Origin of the sequence: Streptosporangium subroseum, assembly GCF_900188345.1 — a bacterium.
In the GTDB taxonomy this organism is placed as follows: Bacteria; Actinomycetota; Actinomycetes; order Streptosporangiales; family Streptosporangiaceae; genus Streptosporangium; species Streptosporangium subroseum.
In genome coordinates this window covers 1-18,411 of sequence record NZ_FZOD01000097.1, presented here as the reverse complement: position 1 = coordinate 18,411, position 18,411 = coordinate 1, and the positions used below count along the sequence as shown (strand labels likewise).

19 protein-coding genes are annotated in these 18,411 nt (G+C 70.3%); 12 read left to right on the top strand and 7 right to left on the bottom strand.

Annotated elements, in window-relative coordinates; translation table 11 throughout:
* Positions 1 to 95: 95 nt before the first annotated feature.
* The 5 genes from CHC08_RS44875 (at position 96) to CHC08_RS44855 (ending at position 5,558) form a co-directional block, all read left to right on the top strand.
* Complete coding sequence (locus CHC08_RS44875; RefSeq protein ID WP_089213482.1) at positions 96 to 1,163, top strand: sugar ABC transporter substrate-binding protein; 1,068 nt, start codon at positions 96 to 98, stop codon at positions 1,161 to 1,163.
* Complete coding sequence (locus CHC08_RS44870; protein ID WP_089213481.1) at positions 1,163 to 2,656, top strand: sugar ABC transporter ATP-binding protein; 1,494 nt, start codon at positions 1,163 to 1,165, stop codon at positions 2,654 to 2,656. Before CHC08_RS44875 ends, CHC08_RS44870 begins: the two co-directional genes overlap by 1 nt.
* Entirely contained in the window at positions 2,656 to 3,675 is a 1,020-nt protein-coding gene (locus CHC08_RS44865) for an ABC transporter permease (protein WP_089213480.1), read from the top strand. Before CHC08_RS44870 ends, CHC08_RS44865 begins: the two co-directional genes overlap by 1 nt.
* Positions 3,676 to 3,924: 249 nt before the next feature.
* Positions 3,925 to 4,854 carry an aldo/keto reductase gene (locus CHC08_RS44860; protein WP_089213479.1) on the top strand — a complete coding sequence of 310 codons (930 nt, stop codon included), beginning with the start codon at positions 3,925 to 3,927 and terminating at the stop codon, positions 4,852 to 4,854.
* A 293-nt stretch (positions 4,855 to 5,147) separates the two neighbouring features.
* A complete protein-coding gene (locus CHC08_RS44855) occupies positions 5,148 to 5,558 on the top strand; it encodes a cupin domain-containing protein (RefSeq protein ID WP_089213478.1) in 411 nt (136 codons plus the stop codon).
* 204 nt (positions 5,559 to 5,762) lie between these two features.
* Here the strand turns inward: CHC08_RS44855 and pip are convergent, their stop codons facing one another.
* A complete protein-coding gene (gene pip / locus CHC08_RS44850) occupies positions 5,763 to 6,713 on the bottom strand; it encodes a prolyl aminopeptidase (RefSeq protein ID WP_089213477.1) in 951 nt (316 codons plus the stop codon).
* Between the two features lie 49 nt (positions 6,714 to 6,762).
* Between pip and CHC08_RS44845 the strand changes: the two genes are divergently transcribed.
* Positions 6,763 to 7,272, top strand: coding sequence for a MarR family winged helix-turn-helix transcriptional regulator (locus CHC08_RS44845; protein WP_089213476.1), 510 nt, complete (start codon positions 6,763 to 6,765; stop codon positions 7,270 to 7,272).
* 85 nt (positions 7,273 to 7,357) lie between these two features.
* Here the strand turns inward: CHC08_RS44845 and CHC08_RS44840 are convergent, their stop codons facing one another.
* The gene (locus tag CHC08_RS44840) at positions 7,358 to 8,224 is read right to left on the bottom strand and encodes an RNA polymerase sigma-70 factor (protein ID WP_218825799.1); all 867 of its coding nucleotides are present in this window, start codon (positions 8,222 to 8,224) and stop codon (positions 7,358 to 7,360) included.
* A gap of 294 nt (positions 8,225 to 8,518) precedes the next feature.
* On the opposite strand from CHC08_RS44840, the gene CHC08_RS44835 reads away from it, so the two are divergent.
* Entirely contained in the window at positions 8,519 to 9,004 is a 486-nt protein-coding gene (locus CHC08_RS44835) for a carboxymuconolactone decarboxylase family protein (RefSeq protein ID WP_089213474.1), read from the top strand.
* 108 nt (positions 9,005 to 9,112) lie between these two features.
* On the opposite strand, the gene CHC08_RS44830 is transcribed toward CHC08_RS44835, so the two are convergent.
* The 4 genes from CHC08_RS44830 to CHC08_RS44815 all read right to left on the bottom strand — a co-directional run bounded on the left by CHC08_RS44830 (position 9,113) and on the right by CHC08_RS44815 (position 12,772).
* On the bottom strand, positions 9,113 to 9,787 hold the full coding sequence (locus tag CHC08_RS44830) for a FadR/GntR family transcriptional regulator (RefSeq protein WP_089213473.1): 675 nt from the start codon (positions 9,785 to 9,787) through the stop codon (positions 9,113 to 9,115).
* Between the two features lie 42 nt (positions 9,788 to 9,829).
* Positions 9,830 to 10,849, bottom strand: coding sequence for an MBL fold metallo-hydrolase (locus tag CHC08_RS44825; RefSeq protein WP_089213472.1), 1,020 nt, complete (start codon positions 10,847 to 10,849; stop codon positions 9,830 to 9,832).
* Positions 10,850 to 10,873: 24 nt separating this feature from the next.
* Positions 10,874 to 12,031 (bottom strand): steroid 3-ketoacyl-CoA thiolase, encoded by a 1,158-nt coding sequence (locus CHC08_RS44820; RefSeq protein WP_089213471.1) that lies wholly within the window; start codon positions 12,029 to 12,031, stop codon positions 10,874 to 10,876.
* 126 nt (positions 12,032 to 12,157) lie between these two features.
* The gene (locus tag CHC08_RS44815; protein ID WP_089213488.1) at positions 12,158 to 12,772 is read right to left on the bottom strand and encodes a TetR family transcriptional regulator; all 615 of its coding nucleotides are present in this window, start codon (positions 12,770 to 12,772) and stop codon (positions 12,158 to 12,160) included.
* Between the two features lie 364 nt (positions 12,773 to 13,136).
* Between CHC08_RS44815 and CHC08_RS44810 the strand changes: the two genes are divergently transcribed.
* Genes CHC08_RS44810 through CHC08_RS44790 form a run of 5 tightly spaced genes read left to right on the top strand, consistent with a single transcriptional unit; the run spans position 13,137 to position 18,087 of the window.
* Entirely contained in the window at positions 13,137 to 14,222 is a 1,086-nt protein-coding gene (locus CHC08_RS44810; RefSeq protein WP_089213470.1) for an acyl-CoA dehydrogenase family protein, read from the top strand.
* Entirely contained in the window at positions 14,222 to 15,376 is a 1,155-nt protein-coding gene (locus CHC08_RS44805) for an acyl-CoA dehydrogenase family protein (RefSeq protein WP_089213469.1), read from the top strand. The genes CHC08_RS44810 and CHC08_RS44805 overlap by 1 nt, the downstream gene beginning before the upstream one ends.
* Positions 15,373 to 16,470 carry a bifunctional MaoC family dehydratase N-terminal/OB-fold nucleic acid binding domain-containing protein gene (locus tag CHC08_RS44800; RefSeq protein WP_089213468.1) on the top strand — a complete coding sequence of 366 codons (1,098 nt, stop codon included), beginning with the start codon at positions 15,373 to 15,375 and terminating at the stop codon, positions 16,468 to 16,470. The genes CHC08_RS44805 and CHC08_RS44800 overlap by 4 nt, the downstream gene beginning before the upstream one ends.
* Positions 16,470 to 16,880 carry a MaoC family dehydratase gene (locus tag CHC08_RS44795; RefSeq protein WP_089213487.1) on the top strand — a complete coding sequence of 137 codons (411 nt, stop codon included), beginning with the start codon at positions 16,470 to 16,472 and terminating at the stop codon, positions 16,878 to 16,880. Before CHC08_RS44800 ends, CHC08_RS44795 begins: the two co-directional genes overlap by 1 nt.
* 34 nt (positions 16,881 to 16,914) lie before the next feature.
* Entirely contained in the window at positions 16,915 to 18,087 is a 1,173-nt protein-coding gene (locus CHC08_RS44790; RefSeq protein WP_089213467.1) for a lipid-transfer protein, read from the top strand.
* Between the two features lie 120 nt (positions 18,088 to 18,207).
* On the opposite strand, the gene CHC08_RS44785 is transcribed toward CHC08_RS44790, so the two are convergent.
* Positions 18,208 to 18,411 (bottom strand): hypothetical protein (locus tag CHC08_RS44785; protein ID WP_143653637.1); only part of this gene is annotated, 204 nt, incomplete at its 5' end.

Genomic DNA, 18,411 nt, shown 5'->3' with positions numbered 1-18,411 from the left:
AGCCGTGAGGATCACGACGGGAAGAGACCCTGTCGAATGAGTTATCAGACTAGAGACAATTCACCCCCCATATGGTTTCGAATCGAGGCAACGGTATGAAACTCGGAACTGCGGCGACGGGCGCGGCACTACTTGCGATCACTTTCACCCTTTCGGCGTGCGGTTCGTCGGAGCCCACCGACACAGCCGCCACCACTGCCGCTCAGCCCACCGCTGACGCCGGGGCCGCAGGCGGCAAGGTCGGGATCGACTTCCCGCGTGCCGACTCCGACTTCTGGAACTCCTACAACAAGTACGTCCCGCAGATGGCGACCGAGCTCGGCGTCGACCTGATGCCGCCGACCAACTCCCAGAACGACGTGGCCAAGCTGGTCGCCAACACCCAGGCGCTGATCGGCCAGGGCGCCAAGGCGATCGTCATGGCTCCGCAGGACACCGGCGCGATCGCCTCCACGCTGCAGACGCTGGAGGGCAAGAAGATCCCGGTCGTCACGGTGGACACCCGCCCCGACAAGGGCAACGTCTACATGGTCGTGCGGGCCGACAACAAGGCCTACGGCACCAAGGCGTGCGAGTTCCTCGGCGAGAAGCTGGGTGGCAAGGGCAAGGTCGTCCAGCTCATGGGCGCGCTCTCCTCGATCAACGGCCGCGACCGGGCCGAGGCCTTCAGCGCGTGCATGAAGGAGAAGTTCCCCGCGATCACCGTCTTCGACGAGCCCACCGAGTGGGACGGCACGAAGGCCGCCTCGATGCTGCAGACCCGTCTCCAGCAGCACCCGGACATCAAGGGCATCTACATGCACGCCGGCGGTGTCCACCTGGCCCCGACCCTGCAGGTGCTCAAGGCCAAGGGCCTGATCGTGCCGCCGGAGGACCCCAAGCACGTCTTCGTGGTCTCCAACGACGGCATCCCCCAGGAGTTCGAGGCCATCCGCAAGGGTGAGATCGACGCCACGGTCTCCCAGCCGGCCGACCTCTACGCCAAGTACGCGCTCTTCTACGCCAAGGCCGCGCTCGACGGCAAGACCTTCCAGCCTGGCCCGACGGACCACGACAGCACGATCATCCAGCTGCCGAACGGTCTTGAGGACCAGCTTCCCGCCCCGCTGGTTACCAAGGAGAACGTGGACGACCAGGCTCTCTGGGGCAACCAGGTTAAGTGATGACATCTTCTGTTAAGGCGGTTGAGGCGCTTGGGATCACCAAGCGCTTCGGCCCGACCACCGCGCTCAACGGTGCCGGGATCGCCATCACCGAGGGGGAGACGCACGCGCTGGTCGGCAGGAACGGCGCGGGCAAGTCCACGCTGGTGTCGATCCTGACCGGCCTCCAGCGGCCCGACGAGGGCGAGGTCCGCTTCGGCGGGCAGCCCGCGCCGCCGCTGGCCGACCGGGACGCCTGGCGGCAGCGCGTCGCGTGCGTCTACCAGAAGTCGACGATCATCCCCTCGCTCACGGTCGCGGAGAACCTCTTCCTCAACCGTCAGACGGAGCGGGGGGCGATCAACTGGCGGGCCATGCGCACGCGGGCCAGGCAGCTCCTGGAGCAGTACGGCGTGGACGTGGACGCCACCATCCTCGCCGGGGACCTCGACGTCGAGCAGCGCCAGCTGCTGGAGATCGCCCGGGCGCTGTCGTTCGGCGCCCGGTTCATCATCCTGGACGAGCCCACCGCCCAGCTCGACGGCCCGGCCATCCAGCGGCTCTTCGACCGGATGCGCGCGCTCAGGGAACAGGGTGTGACGATGATGTTCATCTCACACCACCTTGAGGAGGTGTACGAGGTCTGCCAGAGCGTCTCGGTCTTCCGCGACGCCCGGCACATCCTCACCACCCCGGTCGGCGACCTCCCGCACAGCGAGCTCGTCGACGCGATGACCGGTGAGGTCACCGCCGCCTACGAATACCGCTCCCGTACGGCCGACGCCTCGGCCCCCGTGGTGCTCGCCGCCGAGGGGCTCGGGCTCGAAGGCCGCTACGAGAACGTGGACCTGACCGTCCGGGCCGGAGAGATCGTCGGCCTGGCCGGATCCGGCAGCAGCGGGAAGGTCAGCCTGGCGGAGACCCTGGTCGGCCTCCGCAAGGCCGGCACCGGCACGGTGACGGTCAACGGCACCGTGGTCAAGCAGGGGGACGTGCCGTCCGCGCTCGCCGCGGGTCTCGGCTTCGTCCCCCAGGACCGGCATCACGAGGGCTTCGTCCCGCTGCTGTCGATCGCCGAGAACGCGACCATCCCGATCGCGCGCAAGCTCGGCCGGTTCGGCACGATCTCCCCGTCCCGCCGCCGCGAGCGCGGCACCCAGATGATCGAACGGCTGGACATCAAGACGACCGGCCCCGACCAGCCGGTGGCGGACCTGTCCGGCGGAAACGCCCAGAAGGTCGTGTTCGCCAGGGCGCTGGCGGACGACCCCCGGGCACTCGTGGTCATCAACCCGACCGCCGGTGTGGACGTGAAGGCCAAGCACTCCCTCCTCGGCGCCGTGGAGGACGCGGCCGACCGGGGCGCCGGAGCCGTACTGGTCTCCGACGAGCTCGACGACCTGCGTATCTGCGACCGGGTCCTGGTGATGTTCCACGGGAAGATCGTGAAGGACGTCCCACGCGGCTGGACCGACACCGAGCTGGTGACGGCGATGGAAGGTATCCACCACTGATGACCACTACCAAGACCCCGCCGACCCCGCCCGCGGTGGCCGCCCCACAGGGCAGGCGAATTCAGCTCGGGCGGTTCCGGGACCTCACCCTCGTCCCGGTGATCGTCGTCCTGCTGATCGCGGGTTCGTTCGTGGACCCGGTCTTCCTCACCATGGGCAACCTGACCAACGTCCTCCAGCAGCAGTCGGCCCTGGCGCTGGTGGTGCTGGCCGAGGCGCTGATCCTGATCGCCGGCAAGTTCGACCTGTCGCTGGAGTCCACGGTCGGCATGGCGCCCGCCGTGGGCGTGATGCTGGTCATCCCGGTGGCGGCCGGCGGGTTCGGCCTCGAACTGCCCGGGATCCTGGCGATCCCGCTCTGCCTGCTGGTCGGCGGCCTGGTCGGCGCCTTCAACGGCTTCCTGATCATGCGGTTCCAGCTGTCGGCCTTCATCGTCACGTTGGCCATGATGATCGTCGTACACGGACTCCAGCTCGGCCTCACCCAGGGCAAGAGCCTGTTCGAGCTGCCCGAGTCGTTCCTCTACCTCGGCAGCGCCACCTGGCTGGGCCTCCCGGCCGCCATCTGGATCACGGGCGCGCTCTTCGCCGCGGCCATCGTCGCGCTCGGCTACTTCCGGGTCGGCCGCTCGCTCTACGCCATCGGCGGCAACGCCGACGCCGCCCGCGCGGCCGGCATCCGGGTCGAGCGGGTCCTGTGGGTCGTCTTCATCATCGGCGGAGTCATCGCCGCGCTCGCCGGAGTGCTGGAGACCGGTCGTCTGGGCGGCATCAGCGCCAACCAGGGTGTCGGCTGGATCTTCATGGCCTTCGCCGCCGCCGTCATCGGCGGGGTCAGCATGGACGGCGGCAAGGGCACGATCCTCGGCGCCCTCACCGGTGTCCTGGTGATCGGCCTCGTCGAGAACATCCTGACGCTGAAGGGCGTTCCCGGAGAGTGGAAGCAGCTCGTCTACGGCGCCATCATCCTGATCGCCCTGATGATCAGTCGCCTGGCGGGCGGTAAAGCCCAAGATTGACGCGGCACGGCTCGCCCCCCCCCGCCGATGCGGCTCGCCCCCCGATGGGGCGCGAGCCGCATCGGCGTGTGGCCGTACGGAGACTTCGAGCCGCACGAGGCACACGGGCCCGAGGCGCGCGGCTCGCGTGAGACACGTGAAGCCGGGGCGCGCGCCCGCATGAGAGACGTCAAGCCGTGCGGAGACCTCGGGCCGCACGAGAGACGTGAAGCAGGACAGACCATCAAGCGGTAAGGAACGGAGCGAGCGGTGCAGGTCAGCAGGTACGGTTTCGGCGCGGCACCGATCGGGAACCTGTTCTCGGCGGTGGACGACAACGCGGCGCGGGCGGCGGTGGACGCCGCCTACGAGGCGGGGTTCCGCCTCTTCGACACCGCGCCCCACTACGGGCTCGGCCTGTCGGAGCGGCGCCTCGGCGCGGCCCTGGCGGGAAGGCCCCGCGACTCCTACACCCTGTCGACGAAGGTCGGCCGCCTGCTCGTCCCCTCCTCGGATGGAGGCAGGGACGACCAGGGCTTCGACGTGCCCGCCGACGTCCGCCGGGTGTGGGACTTCTCGCGGGACGGGGTGCGGCGGTCGCTGGAGGAGAGTCTGGAGCGGCTCGGCCTCGACGCGGTCGACATCGTCCTCATCCACGACCCGGACGACCACTGGGAGCAGGCCGTCTCCGAGGCCTACCCGGCGCTGGCCGAGCTGCGTGACCAGGGCGTCATCAAGGCCGTCGGGGTCGGGATGAACCAGGCCGGAATGCTCGCCGCGTTCGTCCGTGAGACGGAGGTGGACCTGGTCATGCTGGCGGGGCGCTACACCCTGCTCGACCAGTCGGGGGCCGAGGAGCTGCTGCCGCTCTGCGAGGAGCGCGGCGTCTCCGTGCTCGCGGCGGGAGCCTTCAACAGCGGCCTGCTCGCCACCCACGACCCGGCGGGCACCTACGACTACGCCCCCGCCTCCGAGCCCCTCCTCGCCAAGGCTCGCCGTATCGCCTCCGTCTGCGAGCGACACGACGTCACCCTGCCCCAGGCGGCGCTGGCCTTCCCCCTTCGCCACCCGACGATCGCCTCTGTTGTCGTCGGCGCCCGTTCCGCCGACGAGGTCATCGCCAACGCGGCCCTGGTGGCCGAGCCCGTCCCCGAGGCCCTCTGGGCCGACCTCGTCGCGGAGGAACTGATCCCGGCCTGAACGGCCAGGCCCGCTCGCAAACAGTCGGGCCCGCTCGCGAACGGCAGGGCCCGTTCACAAACGGGCGGGTCCGCTCTTGAACGGCCAGGCCCGCCCGCAAACGGTTGGGCCCGATCTCGAATGGTCGGGCCCGCTCGCGTCGCAGACGCCACGCCGAGCGTCTCGGCGGGCGCGCGGCTCGTCGAAGACACGCACCGACTCCACACCGCAGCCGAGGTCGCAGCCGGATTGACACGATAGACAACCTGGTTCACTATTTAGACAACCATGTTGTCTATTTGAGGGATTGCCCGATGCCTGTCATCCGCCATGCCGAAAGCCGCAGGACCGAGACGCCCAACGCCGTCATGACCACGCTCGCCTCCCCGTCCCAGGGCGGTGCCGGCCAGGTCGTCTGGCGCGTCGACATGAACCCCGGCCAGGTGGGGCCGCCGCACGCCATAGACGCCGAGCAGGTGTGGACCGTGCTGGACGGCGGTGCGACCGTCGAGCTCGGCGACGAAACTCTCACCGTCGAGCCGGGCGACACGCTCGTCATGCCGGCCGACGTGCCGCGCCGCCTGAGCGCGGCCCCGGCGACCGGCTTCACCGCCATCGTCGTCGCCCCCGCGGGCATGCGTGCCTACGTGACCGACGGCATCCGGGTCTCGGCGGAATGCGCCGTGCCCGACGGCGACAAGCTCGTGCCGGCCTGGGTCGTCTGAGCGTGGACCGCCCGCGTGGGTCCGGCGTGAGGCCGGGCTCTCGCGGGCCGCCCTCGGGCGGTTCCTCCCGGACGCAGGGCTCTCGTGGGCCGATTCAAGCGGTTCCTCCCGGACGCCGGGCTCTCGCGAGCCGCCTCAGGCGGTTTCTCCCGGACTGCAGGGCTTTGGCGAGCCGTCCCGAGGGGTTCCCCGGACGTCGGCTCGCTACCGGGCGAACCGGTCGAGTGCGCCGCGCATCTCATCGCGCATCGCGTCGCTGCCCGTATGTCCCGAGTCGTCGACGACGATCAGCTGCGCGTCGGGCCAGGCACGGGCCACCTCCCAGGCGGTGCCGAGCGGGCTGCCCAGGTCGAGGCGGCCGTGGAGCAGGATGCCGGGGATCCCGGCCAGGCGTCCCGCCTCGCGCAGCAGGACACCTTCGTCGAGCCACGAGCCGTGCGCGAAGTAGTGCGAGCAGATCCGGACGAACGCGAGCAGGCCGGCCGGCGGGCGGTCGCTGTAGGCGTTCGGCGCACCGTTGGGCTCCATGGAGATCACGGCGTCCTCCCAGGTGACCCAGTCGGTCGCGGCCTTCGCCCGCACGTCCGGGTCGGGGTGTTCCATGAGGCGCGCGTAGGCCGCGACGAGGTCGCCGTCGGGCTCGGGAACGCCCGCCCGGAACCGGTCCCACTGCTCGGGGAAGAACCGCCCGACGCCCCGGTAGAGCCAGTCGATCTCCGACTGCCGGCTGGTGGTGACGGAGGGGATGACGATCTCCGACACCCGATGCGGGTGGCGCTCGGCGTAGGCGAGGATCAGCGTGGACCCCCACGAGCCGCCGAAGAGCAGCCAGCGGTCGATCCCGAGGTGCTCGCGCAACTTCTCCATGTCGGCCAGCAGGTGCTCGGTGGTGTTGAGGCTCATGTCCGTGGCCGGGTCGCTCGCGTGCGGCGTGCTGCGTCCGCAGCCGCGCTGGTCGAACAGGACGACCCGGTAGCGGTCCGGGTCGAAGTATCGGCGATGGCCGGGGGAGCACCCCGAGCCCGGCCCGCCGTGGACGACGAGGGCGGGCTTGCCGTCGGGGTTGCCGCAGACCTCCCAGTAGACGAGGTTGCCGTCACCGGCATCGAGCATCCCGTGGTCGTACGGCTCGATCGGCGGATAGAGCTCGCCCATGTTCAAGATCCCTTCAACAGAAATACAACAGCGCTGTTATATTCCTTTCATGGCTTCTCCCGCAACCGGACCCGAGCTGCTCGGAACCCGGCTACGCCACCTGTTCGATCTCCTGGACGCCGATGTCGCGGCCGTCTACACCGACCTCGGACTGGACGGATTCCGCCCGCGCTTCACCCCGGTCATCCGGGTGCTGGCCGCCTCGGGCCCCAGCTCCATCCGCGACCTGGCACAGGCGATCGGCGTGACCCATTCCGCGGCGAGCCAGACGGTCGCCCAGATGGTCAGGCAGGATCTGGTCTCCATCACCCCGGGCGAGGACGCCCGTCAGCGGATCGTCAGCCTGTCACCGAAGGCCGAGCCGCTGTTGCCCACGCTGGAAGCCGAATGGGCCGCCACCACCGCCGCGGCCACCGAGTTCGAGGCCGAGCTGTCGTTCCCCCTGAGCCGTCTTGTCGACGAGGCGCTCGACGCCCTGCGCCGGCGTCCGATGCGGGAGCGGATCGCCGCCGCGGCCCCGGACCTCATCGCCCGGGCCCGCGTCGACCGGGGGCATTGACGACGGTGCGCGTGCCGTTCCGGCCTCGGCGGTCATGCTCGGCTCCTCATGCGGCCCGGGGCGGTTTCGGGAGAAGAGGTCCGGCTCAGCGGCGCAGGGCGGTCTCCCGCTCCATGTGCGACAGCTTCTCGGGATTGCGGACGGCGTAGAGCCCTGTGATGAGGCCGTCGTCGATGCGCACCGCCATGACGGTGTCGACCCCGCCGTCGAGCCGCAGAACCAGCGCCGGACAGCCATTGACCTGTGCCGGCCGCAGCGACACCGCGGCGGCGATCCTGCCCAGCACGTGGGCCACCATCTCGGCTCCCACCACGGGCGCCGGTGCGGCCTGCACGACGCCGCCACCATCACCCAGGAAGACGACGTCCGGCGCGAGCATGTCGAGCAGGCTCTGCATGTCGCCCGTTTCGACCGCCCGCTGGAACGCCTGGAGCGCATCTCGGGTCTCGGCCGCGGAAACGGTGCCGCGTGGTCGGCGGGCGGCGACGTGGGCCCGTGCCCGGTGGGCGATCTGGCGTACGGCGGCGGGGGTCTTGTCGACGGCTTCGGCGATCTCGTCGTAGGCCAGATCGAACACCTCGCGCAGCACGAACACCGCCCGCTCGGTCGGCGCCAGCGTCTCCAGCACCAGCAGCATCGCCATCGAGACGCTGTCGGCCAGCTCGACGTCCTCGGCCACGTCGGGCGAGGTCAGCAGCGGCTCGGGCAGCCAGGGGCCGACGTAGGACTCCTTGCGCCGGCCGAGCGTGCGCAGCCGGGTGAGTGCCTGGCTGGTGGTGATCCGGACCAGATACGCGCGCCGATCTCGCACCATGCCCAGATCGACGTTCGTCCACCGCAGCCAGGTCTCCTGCAGGACGTCTTCGGCGTCGGCGGCCGAGCCGAGCATCTCGTAGGCGACGGTGAACAGCAGGTTGCGGTGGGCGACGAACGCCTCGGTGGCGGAGTCCATAGGACCACTACGAGTGAGTCGCTCACCGGTGTTCGTGGGACCGCCGCGAGCGAGCCGTTCGCCGGTGTCCATTGTTCGCTCGCTGCGCTCGTTCATAGCCGGCTCCCGCCCGTTCGCTCTCGATCGTGCCATACGCACAAGACGCCGGTCCCCACTGCTTTGTGACACCCGTGACCGGTGGCGCACGTCACATCGCCGCGGCGTCACGGGGATCGGGCCGCCGGCATCTCTTGTTCGCCGGACGCCGCGCGAACGATCCGCGCGGCGCGTCAGACAACGAGTGAGGACGACGTCATGGAACCCCGTTTCAACCTGATGACCAACGAGATCGGCGCCAAGATCGGTAAGCGGTTCACCAACGTCAGCCTGGCGATCCAGCAGTCGCCGCTGCCCGGGGACGTCCAGGAGCTGGTGATGCTGCGCGCCAGCCAGATCAACGGCTGCGGTTTCTGCCTCGACTACCACACCAAGGAGGCCGCGGCCGCAGGGGAGAGCGCGGTCCGGCTCCACCTGGTCGCCGCCTGGCGCGAGTCCATCGTGTTCACCGAGGCCGAGCGGGCCGCTCTGGCGCTCGCCGAGGAGGGGACCCGACTCGCCGACGCCTACCACGGCGTGTCCGACGAGACCTGGGCTCAGGTGCGCAAGCACTACGACGACGACCAGGTCGCCGCGCTGGTCTACCTGGTCGCCATGATCAACGCGGCCAACCGGCTCGGCGTGATCGTGCGCAACCAGGGGGGCTCCTACGAGCCCGGGATGTTCGCCGGTCTGCCGAGCTGATCGGCGGGAGAGCCGCGCCGGCTCGGGATCGTTCGATCCGGGCCGGGCCCGTTCGCCGAGGTGTCGGGCGATCACGCGCCCGGACCCCGGCCCACCCGGTGGCTCCCGTCAGGCGAGGGCGCTGCGGAGCCACTCCTCGACGCCGGCGATGTGGACCGTGGCCCAGGCCCGGGCTATCTCCGGCTGGCGGGTGGCGATGGCCTCGCAGATCGCGCTGTGCTGCTCTCGGGTCTTCTCCAGGGCGTTCTCCTGGGTGAGACCCCGCCAGATCCTGGCCCTGGTGGTGGGGCCCGACAGACTGTCTATGAGGGAGCACAGCACCGCGTTGCCCGAGCCCTCCGCGATGAGCTGGTGGAACTGGAGGTCGTTGGCGACGAGCTGCTCGACGCTCGGGTCCACGGGGAGCGCGTCGAGGATCTTGCGCAGCTCGGCGACCTCGGCCTCGGACATCCGGGTCGCGGCCATCGCGGTCGCCGCGGGCTCCAGGATCCGCCGGACCTGGAAGAACTGCAGGACGGTGTCGTCCTGGTGGAAGTCCACGACAAACGACATCGCGTCCAGCAGGAGCCGCGGCTCCAGGCTGGTCACGTAGGTGCCGTCGCCCTGGCGCACGTCCAGCACGTTGATCAGGGCCAGGGCGCGGACAGCCTCACGCAGGGAGTTTCGTGACAGGCCGAGCCGCTCGGCCAGATCGGCCTCCTTGGGCAGCCTGCTGCCCGGAGCGAGCTCGCCAGACAGGATCATCTGCTTGATCTTGTCGATCGCGGCGTCGGTGACCGCCACACTCCACCGTCCTCAGGGTCGCGCAGACATCCGATGTCTACCCTATGAGTGTAGGGCGAAGCGGACTGGATCGGTCCCCGTGGTGCGACGGATCACGCCGCGCACCTCCAGGGTGCGCAGGTGGGCCGCCGCCTCTCCGGCCGCCATGCCGCGCAACATGGGAGGAAAGTCCTCCCATGGGCGGTTCCAGGTCATCCGGGCGGCGATCTCCCAGATGGTGAGAGGCTCCTCCGCCTCGGAGAGCAGGGCGGCGATCCGGATGAGCTTCTCCTCGTGGTGGGCGACGATCTCCGTCGCGCGGGCTGCCGTATCGGGAAATATCCATTCATGGGCGGGGAGGGCTTCGAGGTCGCCGAGACCCTTCACCTTCTCCAGCGAGTCCAGGAAGTCGCTGAGCGGGTCGACGTCGGCGCGGTCGTACGGGTAGATGCCGATGTGCGGGGTGATGGCCGGGAGCACGTGATCCCCGGTGAAGATCCGGTCGGCGTCCTCAAGGTGCAGGCAGATGTGACCCGGCGTGTGGCCGGGGGTCCAGATCGTACGGAGCCTGCGCCCCGGCACGTCGATCAGGTCGCCGTCGCGAAGGACGAGATCGGGCCGCGCGGGCGGCCGCGGCCGGTTCGCCGTCACCTCCTCCACCTCGACGGCGCCCGCTCCGGCGCGGCGCAGCATGTCGGCCTGGAAGTCCTGGTGCGCGCCCTCCTCGAAGTCGCGGATGAGCTCGACCAGCGCGACGTCGGCCTCGTGCATGGCGATCCACGCCCCGGACTCCTCCCTGACCTGCCCGGCCAGCCCCGCGTGGTCGGGGTGGAAGTGGGTGACCACCACGCCCCTGACGTCGCGGATGTCCATGCCGACCGAGCCCAGTCCGTCACGCAGCGCCAGCCACGACTCCGGATCGTTCCACCCGGCGTCGATCAGCACCGGCCCGGCGGGGGACTCGATCGCGTAGATCAGGGTGTAGCCGAGCGGGTTGCCGGGGATGGGCACGGGCACGCTCCACACCCCGCCGCCGGCGTCGATCGGGCGTTGTTCGCTGTACGGCCTGCGGCGGGACTTCACGGGGGAGGGCTCCTATCGGCCTGTTCAAAGGCGCTCGAGGATCGTGGCGGTGGCGAGCGCCCCGCCCGCGCACATCGATACCAGCGCGGTCGAGGAGTCTGATCTCTCCAGTTCGTGCAGGGCGGTGGTGATCAGCCGGGAACCGGTCGCACCGACGGGGTGGCCGAGTGCGATGGCGCCGCCGTTGACGTTGACCCGGTCCATATCCGGCTGATGAACCGATGACCAGGATAGGACCACCGAGGCGAATGCCTCATTAACCTCGAACCGATCGATGTCCTCGATGGTCGTCCCCGAGGCGGCGAGGACCTTGGCGGTCGCGTCCACCGGGCCGTCCAGGTGGTAGTACGGCTCGGAGCCGACGAGAGCCTGGGCGAGGATCCGCGCCCGGGGCCGCAGGCCGTACCGGGCGGCGGCCTCCTCGCTCATCAGCAGGACCGCCGCGGCGCCGTCGGAGATCTGGGAGGAGGTGCCCGCGGTGTGCAGGCCGTTGTCCCCCATCACCGGCTTGAGCCTGGCGAGCCCCTCGGCGGTCGTCTCGCGCAGTCCCTGGTCCCTGTTGACCGTACGGCTCTCGCCGGTCGGCTCGCCGTCCTCGCCGAGGACCGGTGCGGTCACCTCGACGACCTCCCGGTCGAACCGGCCGCCGGCCCACGCCTCCGCGGCGAGCCGCTGCGACCGCGCGCCGAACAGGTCGAGCCGCTCACGGGTCAGCCCGCGCCGCTGCGCGATCCGCTCGGCGGCGGTGAACTGGTCGGGCAGGTCGAGGTCCCAGTCGTCCGGCCGCGGCCGCGCGGGGAGCACGTTGCTGCCGAGGGGCGCCCGGCTCATCACCTCGACGCCGCAGGCGATGCCGACGTCGATGACGCCCGACTGGATGAGGGCGGCGACCAGGTGCACGGCCTGCTGCGAGGATCCGCACTGCGCGTCGATCGTGGTCACGCCCGTCCGGTACGGCAGGCCCGCGTACAGCCAGGCGTGACGTCCGATGTGCCCGCCCTGCTCGCCCGCCTGCGTGACGCATCCGGCGAAGACCTGATCCACCGTCGCCGGGTCGATCCCCGACCTGGTGACGAGGCCGTTGAGCGCAGCGGCGAGCATCGCCTGCGGCTTCATCCCCGCCAGCCAGCCGTTGCGCCTGCCGATCGGAGTTCGTACGGCTTCGACGATCACTGCACCCATGGGGATCCTCTCGCCCGCCGGCTCGGAACCCGCATCCGCGAGCACCCCATGCCTGCCGGCCCGCTCGCTCGCGCGTCGCTCCAGAACGTCACTCTGGTCATCTTCCGGTTGCGACTGTAACCCGTTCTAGTTTCGGGCGGAAGGAGGGGCCTGGAAATCGGCGAGCAGGCGGGCGGCGGCGATCTCGATGCGGCGCTGGATCTGCTCGTACGTGCGACGGCCGCGGAGCATCTCCATCAGCTCGTGCACCCAGATGCTGGACAGCGAGCCCGCGAGGGCGAACTGCTCCTCGGTGGCGGTCTCCACCGTGAGATCGTCTCCGGCGACGCGGAGCAGCAGCCCCGCCATGCGGTCGCCGAACGGGGTGTCGACCTCGGCCATGATCAGAGACCGGATGAGCGCGTCGGCGAGCTCGGGCTCGCGCATCAGGCCGCGGGTGGCCCGCATCAGGATGTCGACGGCCCGCCCCGACGCCGTGACCGCACTGGGCGGACGGCGCTCGATGCTGCTCTCCAGAAGGTCTATCTCCTCGCCGACGACGGCGACCACGAGATCCATCTTGGAGGGGAAGTAGCGGTAGAGGGTCCCGAGGGCGACCCCGGCGCGCTCGGCGACCGTGCGCATCTGCATGGCCTCGACACCGCCACGCGAGGCGAGGGCGGCGGCCGCCTGGACGATGCGCTTGCGCCGCTGGTGCTGACTCCTCGTGCGGACGCCGACGGAGGCCGGCTCGCTCTGCATGTCGGATGCCCCCTTGATCATGATCGATTCGGCGTCGCTCGGGGCTGCCGTGCCGGCGGGGCGCGGGGTCGACGGCACTTCCGAGGGCACATGCGGGGTACGCATGAGAACACGTTATCTGATTTCTGGATGCGCGGATGCGTTACTCGCCGGTCGTAAAGACGCCCTGCTCTTACATGGGATATGCCGTGCGGGGGTTATTCCGTCACCCGCCGCGATCGGCAGGCCCTAGACGCCGAATAGAATCTGTTCTATTTTTTGGAACGGCTGGTTTGGCATCCCTGGCATTCCTTGCGGAAAACGGGATGTCCGGCAGATCGACGACGGGTTCATCGGCACGGTCGACAGCACCCCTGGAGCACTAGTGGACTTCAATCTTGATGAGACGCAGACCGAACTGCGCAAACTCGCGGTGGAGCTACTCGGCCGGGAGGTGACCGTCGGCAGGCTGGAAGCCCACGAGGCGAGCGGCGCGCCGTACGACATCGGCCTCTGGCGCTCCCTCGCCCAGGCCGGGCTGCTCGGCGTCTGCCTCCCCGAGGAGGCGGGCGGCGCGGGGCTCGGGCCGGTCGAGCTGGCCGTCATCCTGCGGGAGATCGGCGGCCACGTGGCCCCGGTTCCCGCCGAGCAGAGCCTGGTCGCCGCGCTGGTCATCGCCCGGCACGGCTCCCGCGGGCAGCGCGAGGCGCTGGCCCCGCTGGCCGACGGAGAGATCGCGCTGACCTCCGCGCTGCGCGAGCCCGGCCGCGATCTCGGCGCCACACCCACCACGACCGCCCGCAGGGACGGCGGCGGATGGGTGCTGAACGGCGCCAAGGGCACGGTCTCCTACGCGGCCGAGGCGTCGAGGATCCTCGTCCCGGCCGTCACGGACGGCGGCATCGGACTGTTCCTGGTCGAACCGGCGGCGGTGACCCTGCGACCGGTGACCGTCACCACCGGCGAGCCCGCCGCCACGCTCATCCTGGAGGACGCCCCCGGCGAGCTGGTGGGGGCCGAGGACGGCGAGGCGTTCGACGAACTGCGGCGGCTGGCGCTGACCGGGATCATCGCCGTCTCCTCCGGCGTCCTGGCCGGGGCGCTGGCGCTGACCACGGAGTACATCAGGACCCGCAAGCAGTTCGGCCGGGCCCTGGCCGAGTTCCAGGCGGTGACCGTGCAGATCGCCGACGTCTACATCGCCGGGCGGGCGCTGGACGTGGCCGTGTGGTCCGGGGCGTGGCTGCTGGCCGAGGGATCGGCCGAGGACGCCGAGACGGACCTGACCGTCGGGGCTTTCAGCGTGACCGACTCGATGCTCAGAGCGCTCTACACCTGCCAGCACCTGCACGGCGGGATCGGCGTGGACGTGACCTACCCGCTGCACCGCTACTTCGCCTGGGGCAAACACCACGCCCACCTGCTGGGCGGCGTGGAGGCCCGGCTCGACACGATCGGAGCACGCGTCTGATGCTGATCGACCTGACCCCCGACCAGAAGAGGCTCCGCGGCGAGCTGCGCGAGTACTTCGGCGCCTGCCTGACCGCCGAGGACCGCAAGAAGATCGCCACCGACCCGTTCGGCCAGGTCTACATGGAGCACTGCCGCAACCTCGGCCGCGACGGCAAGCTCGGACTGGGCTGGCCGAAGGAGTACGGCGGCGGCGGGTACGGCCCGCTGGAGCAGCAGATCTTCGCCAACGAGATCGCCCGCGCCGAGGTGCCCTACCCGATCATCACGGTCCAGACCGTCGGCCCGACCCTCATGCAGTACGGCACGGCGGAGCAGAAGGAGTTCTTCCTGCCGCGCATCCTGGCCGGGGAGTGCCACTTCGCGATCGGCTACAGCGAGCCGGGGGCGGGCACCGACCTGGCGTCCCTGCGCACCGCCGCCGTCCGCGACGGCGACCACTACGTCGTCAACGGCCAGAAGATCTTCACTTCGGGCGCGCACTACTCCCAGTACATCTGGCTGGCGGCCCGCACCGACCCGGACGCCAAGAAGCACCGCGGCATCACGATGATGATCGTGGACTGCGCCGACCCCGGCTTCTCCTGGACCCCGATCAGGACGATGGACGGGCGGCACCACACCAACTCCACGTACTACACCGATGTGCGGGTGCCGGTGGACATGGTGGTGGGGGAGGAGAACAAGGGCTGGGACCTGATCGTCAACCAGCTCAACCACGAGCGGGTCACGCTCGGTCCCGCGGGCAACATCGCCCACACCTACGACAGGTTCCTGGACTGGGCCCGCCGTACGGGCCTGATCGAGGAGCCCGCCGTACGTCGGGCGCTCGGCCAGGTCTACGCCTACTTCCGGACCAACGAGCTGCTGAACTGGCAGGTCGCGGCCAACATGGACCTCGGCTGGCTGGGCGCCCCCGACGCCTCCGCGACCAAGGTCTACGGCTCCGAGCGGCTGCAGGACGTCGGCCGGATCGTCGGCGACGTCCTGGCCCGCTTCGGCGACCCGGCCGACCCCGAGACCGCGGACCTCATGGAGCGGGTCGACCGCGGCGCCAAGGGCTCGCTCGTCCTCACCTTCGGCGGCGGCGTCAACGAGGTCCAGCGGGAGCTCATCGCCATGCTCGGCCTGAACCTGCCGAGGCCGCCCCGATGACGGCGGGTACGGGCGCGGCGGAGGGCGGCACCTTCCACGAACGGCTCACCGCCCTGGCCGAGCGGCGGATCGAGATGGGCGAGGTCCGGGGCGTGGCCGCGGCGGACCCGGTGAACCTCCCGATGATCCGGCACTGGACCGACGCCATCGGAGACGCCAACCCGCTCTACACCGATCCCGAGGCGGCCGAGGGCGGCGTGCACGGGGAGATCGTGGCGCCCCCGGCGATGATCCAGGTCTGGAGCATGCCGGGCGTGAGAAGGAGCGGGAGGCAGGTGAGCACGCCGGTCGACGACGTGCTCAGGATGCTGGACGAGAACGGCCATACGGGCGTGGTCGCGACCAACTGCGAGCAGACCTACCACCGCTACGTGAGGCTCGGCGAGCGGCCGGTCCCGGCCACCCGGTTCGCCGGGCTCTCCGGGCCGAAGCGGACGGCGCTCGGCGAGGGCTACTTCGTCACCTGGAACGTCACCTGGTACGCGGGCGACGAGCCCGTGGCCACGATGCTGTTCCGGGTGCTGAAATTCCGGCCCAGGGAACGGGAGGAAGTCCCACCGCCGAAGCCCGCGACCATCAACGCCGCACCGCGTGCGCCGTATCTGCTGAGGCCCGCGACCCCCATGGACGACGCGGCGCGCACACCGGACCCGCCGAAGACCGTGACCGCCATGGACGACGCGGCACCGCGTGCGCCGTATCCGCTGAGGCCCGCGGTCAACAGGGACACCGAGTTCTTCTGGGAGGGTGTCGCCAAGGGCGAGCTCCGGATCCAGAAGTGCGCGGGCTGCGGGGAGCTCCGGCACCCGCCGGGGCCGGTCTGCCCCTCCTGCCGCTCGGCCGACCGGACGTACGTGGTGGCCGGAGGCGAGGGCGAGGTCTACAGCTACGTCGTGCATCACCATCCACCGGTTCCCGGACGCGAGACGCCTTTTGTGGTCGCCGTGGTGGAGTTGCCGGAGGGTGTGCGCATGGTGGGCAACGTCACGGAATGCGCTTCTTCTGAAGTGGGTATCGGTATGCCGGTGCGCGTGACGTATCGCCAGATGGACGACGAGCTGACCCTGCCCATGTGGATCCCCCGGGAGGCGTGATGCGGACACTTACCGACGACGAGGTCGAGATCGGCGCGGTTCTCCCCGAGCTCACGATCGAGCTGAGCCCCACGCTGATCGTCTCGACCGCGCTGGCGACGATGGACTTCACCTCGGTCCACCACGACGTCGAGGGCGCCAGGGCGCAGGGGTCGAAGGACATCTTCCTCAACATCCTGACCACGATGGGTCTCGTCGAGCGCTACGTCACCGACTGGGCGGGTCCGGAGGCGATCCTCCGCGGCATCAACGTCAAGCTCGGCGCCCCCGCCTACGCGGGCGACAGGTTGTCCTTCACCGGCGCGGTGGTCTCGCAGGAGGGCGACGAGTTCACCGTCGAGATCCGGGGCAAGGTCAGCCTCGGCGACCACGCCTCCGGAACCGTCAGGCTCGTCCTGCCCCGTCGCTGACCGCGATCCCCCTTCGCAGAGAGGTTCCATCAGCGTGGTCTCCTTTTCGGGGAGTACGGCCGTCGCCGGCATCGGCGCGACCGAGTTCTCCAAGCAGTCGGGCCGGTCGGAGCTCCAGCTCGCCGCCGAGGCGGTGTCCGCGGCGCTGGACGACGCGGGCCTGACGCCGTCGGACGTGGACGGGCTGGTGACCTACACCCAGGACGCCAACGACGAGATCGCCGTGGCCCGCGAGGTGGGCATCGGCGACCTGTCGTTCTTCTCCCGCGTCCACTACGGCGGCGGCGCGGCCTGCGGCACGGTGCTGCACGCGGCGATGGCGGTCGCCACCGGCGTCGCCGAGACCGTGGTCTGCTACCGCGCGTTCAACGAGCGTTCGGGCCGCAGGTTCGGCCAGCCGGACGCCCGGATCGGCGGCGAGCCCTCGTCCCAGGGACTCGAGATGAGCTGGCACGTGCCGTACGGGCTGATGACCCCGGCGGCCTGGGTCGCCATGTTCGCCCAGCGGTACATGCACGCGTACGGCGTGACGTCCGAGGACTTCGGCAGGGTGGCGGTGGCCATGCGCAGGCACGCGTCCACCAATCCCGCCGCGTGGTTCTACCAGCGGCCGATCACCCTGGAGGAGCACCAGGCCTCCCGATGGATCGTGGAGCCGCTGCACCTGCTCGACTGCTGCCAGGAGAGCGACGGCGCCGTGGCCCTGGTGGTCACCTCCGCCGAGCGGGCCAGGGACCTGCGCAGGTCGCCCGTCCTGATCACCGGCGCGGCCCAGGGCGCGGGCGCCGGCCAGATGATGATGACCAGTTACTACCGCGACGACATGACGGGCCTGCCCGAGATGGGGGTGGTCGGCGGCCGGCTCTGGGAGCAGTCCGGGCTCGGGCCTTCGGATGTCCAGACCGCGATCCTGTACGACCACTTCACGCCGTTCGTGCTGACCCAGCTGGAGGAGCTCGGCTTCTGCGGGCGCGGCGAGGCCCGCGACTTCGTGGCCGGAGGCGGCATAGAGATCGACGGTCACCTGCCGGTGAACCCGCACGGCGGACAGCTCGGAGAGGCCTACATCCACGGCATGAACGGCATCGCCGAGGCCGTCAGGCAGATCAGGGGGACCTCGGTGAACCAGGTCTCCGGCGTGCACAACGTCCTGGTCACCGCGGGCACGGGTGTGCCGACCAGCGGGCTGATCCTGTCGGCCGAATGACGGGTGTGCCCCTCCGTCCGTGAGATCCGGGTGGCGTGGGGGCCGTCTGCGGCCTCCGCCCGGGTTCGTGGGATGAACCGGACACTCAGCGGTCCAGCAGAGACCCGCACTCCGGGTTGACTAGCCGCGCGAGCCGCCGTCGCCGTCTTCGTCTTCGGGACCGACCTCCTGGGTGTCGTCGCCGTCCATGGGTGGCGGCGCGGGCCGGCAGCTCTCGCCGCAGCCGCCGAACCGCTCCGAGTTGATCGGGGTGAACGACGTCGGCGGGACGTTCTTCAGCGCCGCCAGCATCGTGTCCTTCCAGATCGGACCCGTGATGCTGGC

Excerpts from the sequence above, each read along its gene's own strand:
- CHC08_RS44875 (WP_089213482.1), top strand. The coding sequence starts at position 96 with ATGAAACTCGGAACTGCGGCGACGGGCGCGGCACTACTTGCGATCACT.
- CHC08_RS44870 (WP_089213481.1), top strand. The coding sequence starts at position 1,163 with ATGACATCTTCTGTTAAGGCGGTTGAGGCGCTTGGGATCACCAAGCGC.
- CHC08_RS44865 (WP_089213480.1), top strand. The coding sequence starts at position 2,656 with ATGACCACTACCAAGACCCCGCCGACCCCGCCCGCGGTGGCCGCCCCA.
- CHC08_RS44855 (WP_089213478.1), top strand. The coding sequence starts at position 5,148 with ATGCCTGTCATCCGCCATGCCGAAAGCCGCAGGACCGAGACGCCCAAC.
- pip (WP_089213477.1), bottom strand. The coding sequence starts at position 6,713 with ATGGGCGAGCTCTATCCGCCGATCGAGCCGTACGACCACGGGATGCTC.
- CHC08_RS44845 (WP_089213476.1), top strand. The coding sequence starts at position 6,763 with ATGGCTTCTCCCGCAACCGGACCCGAGCTGCTCGGAACCCGGCTACGC.
- CHC08_RS44840 (WP_218825799.1), bottom strand. The coding sequence starts at position 8,224 with ATGGACTCCGCCACCGAGGCGTTCGTCGCCCACCGCAACCTGCTGTTC.
- CHC08_RS44835 (WP_089213474.1), top strand. The coding sequence starts at position 8,519 with ATGGAACCCCGTTTCAACCTGATGACCAACGAGATCGGCGCCAAGATC.
- CHC08_RS44820 (WP_089213471.1), bottom strand. The coding sequence starts at position 12,031 with ATGGGTGCAGTGATCGTCGAAGCCGTACGAACTCCGATCGGCAGGCGC.
- CHC08_RS44815 (WP_089213488.1), bottom strand. The coding sequence starts at position 12,772 with ATGCAGAGCGAGCCGGCCTCCGTCGGCGTCCGCACGAGGAGTCAGCAC.
- CHC08_RS44805 (WP_089213469.1), top strand. The coding sequence starts at position 14,222 with ATGCTGATCGACCTGACCCCCGACCAGAAGAGGCTCCGCGGCGAGCTG.
- CHC08_RS44800 (WP_089213468.1), top strand. The coding sequence starts at position 15,373 with ATGACGGCGGGTACGGGCGCGGCGGAGGGCGGCACCTTCCACGAACGG.
- CHC08_RS44795 (WP_089213487.1), top strand. The coding sequence starts at position 16,470 with ATGCGGACACTTACCGACGACGAGGTCGAGATCGGCGCGGTTCTCCCC.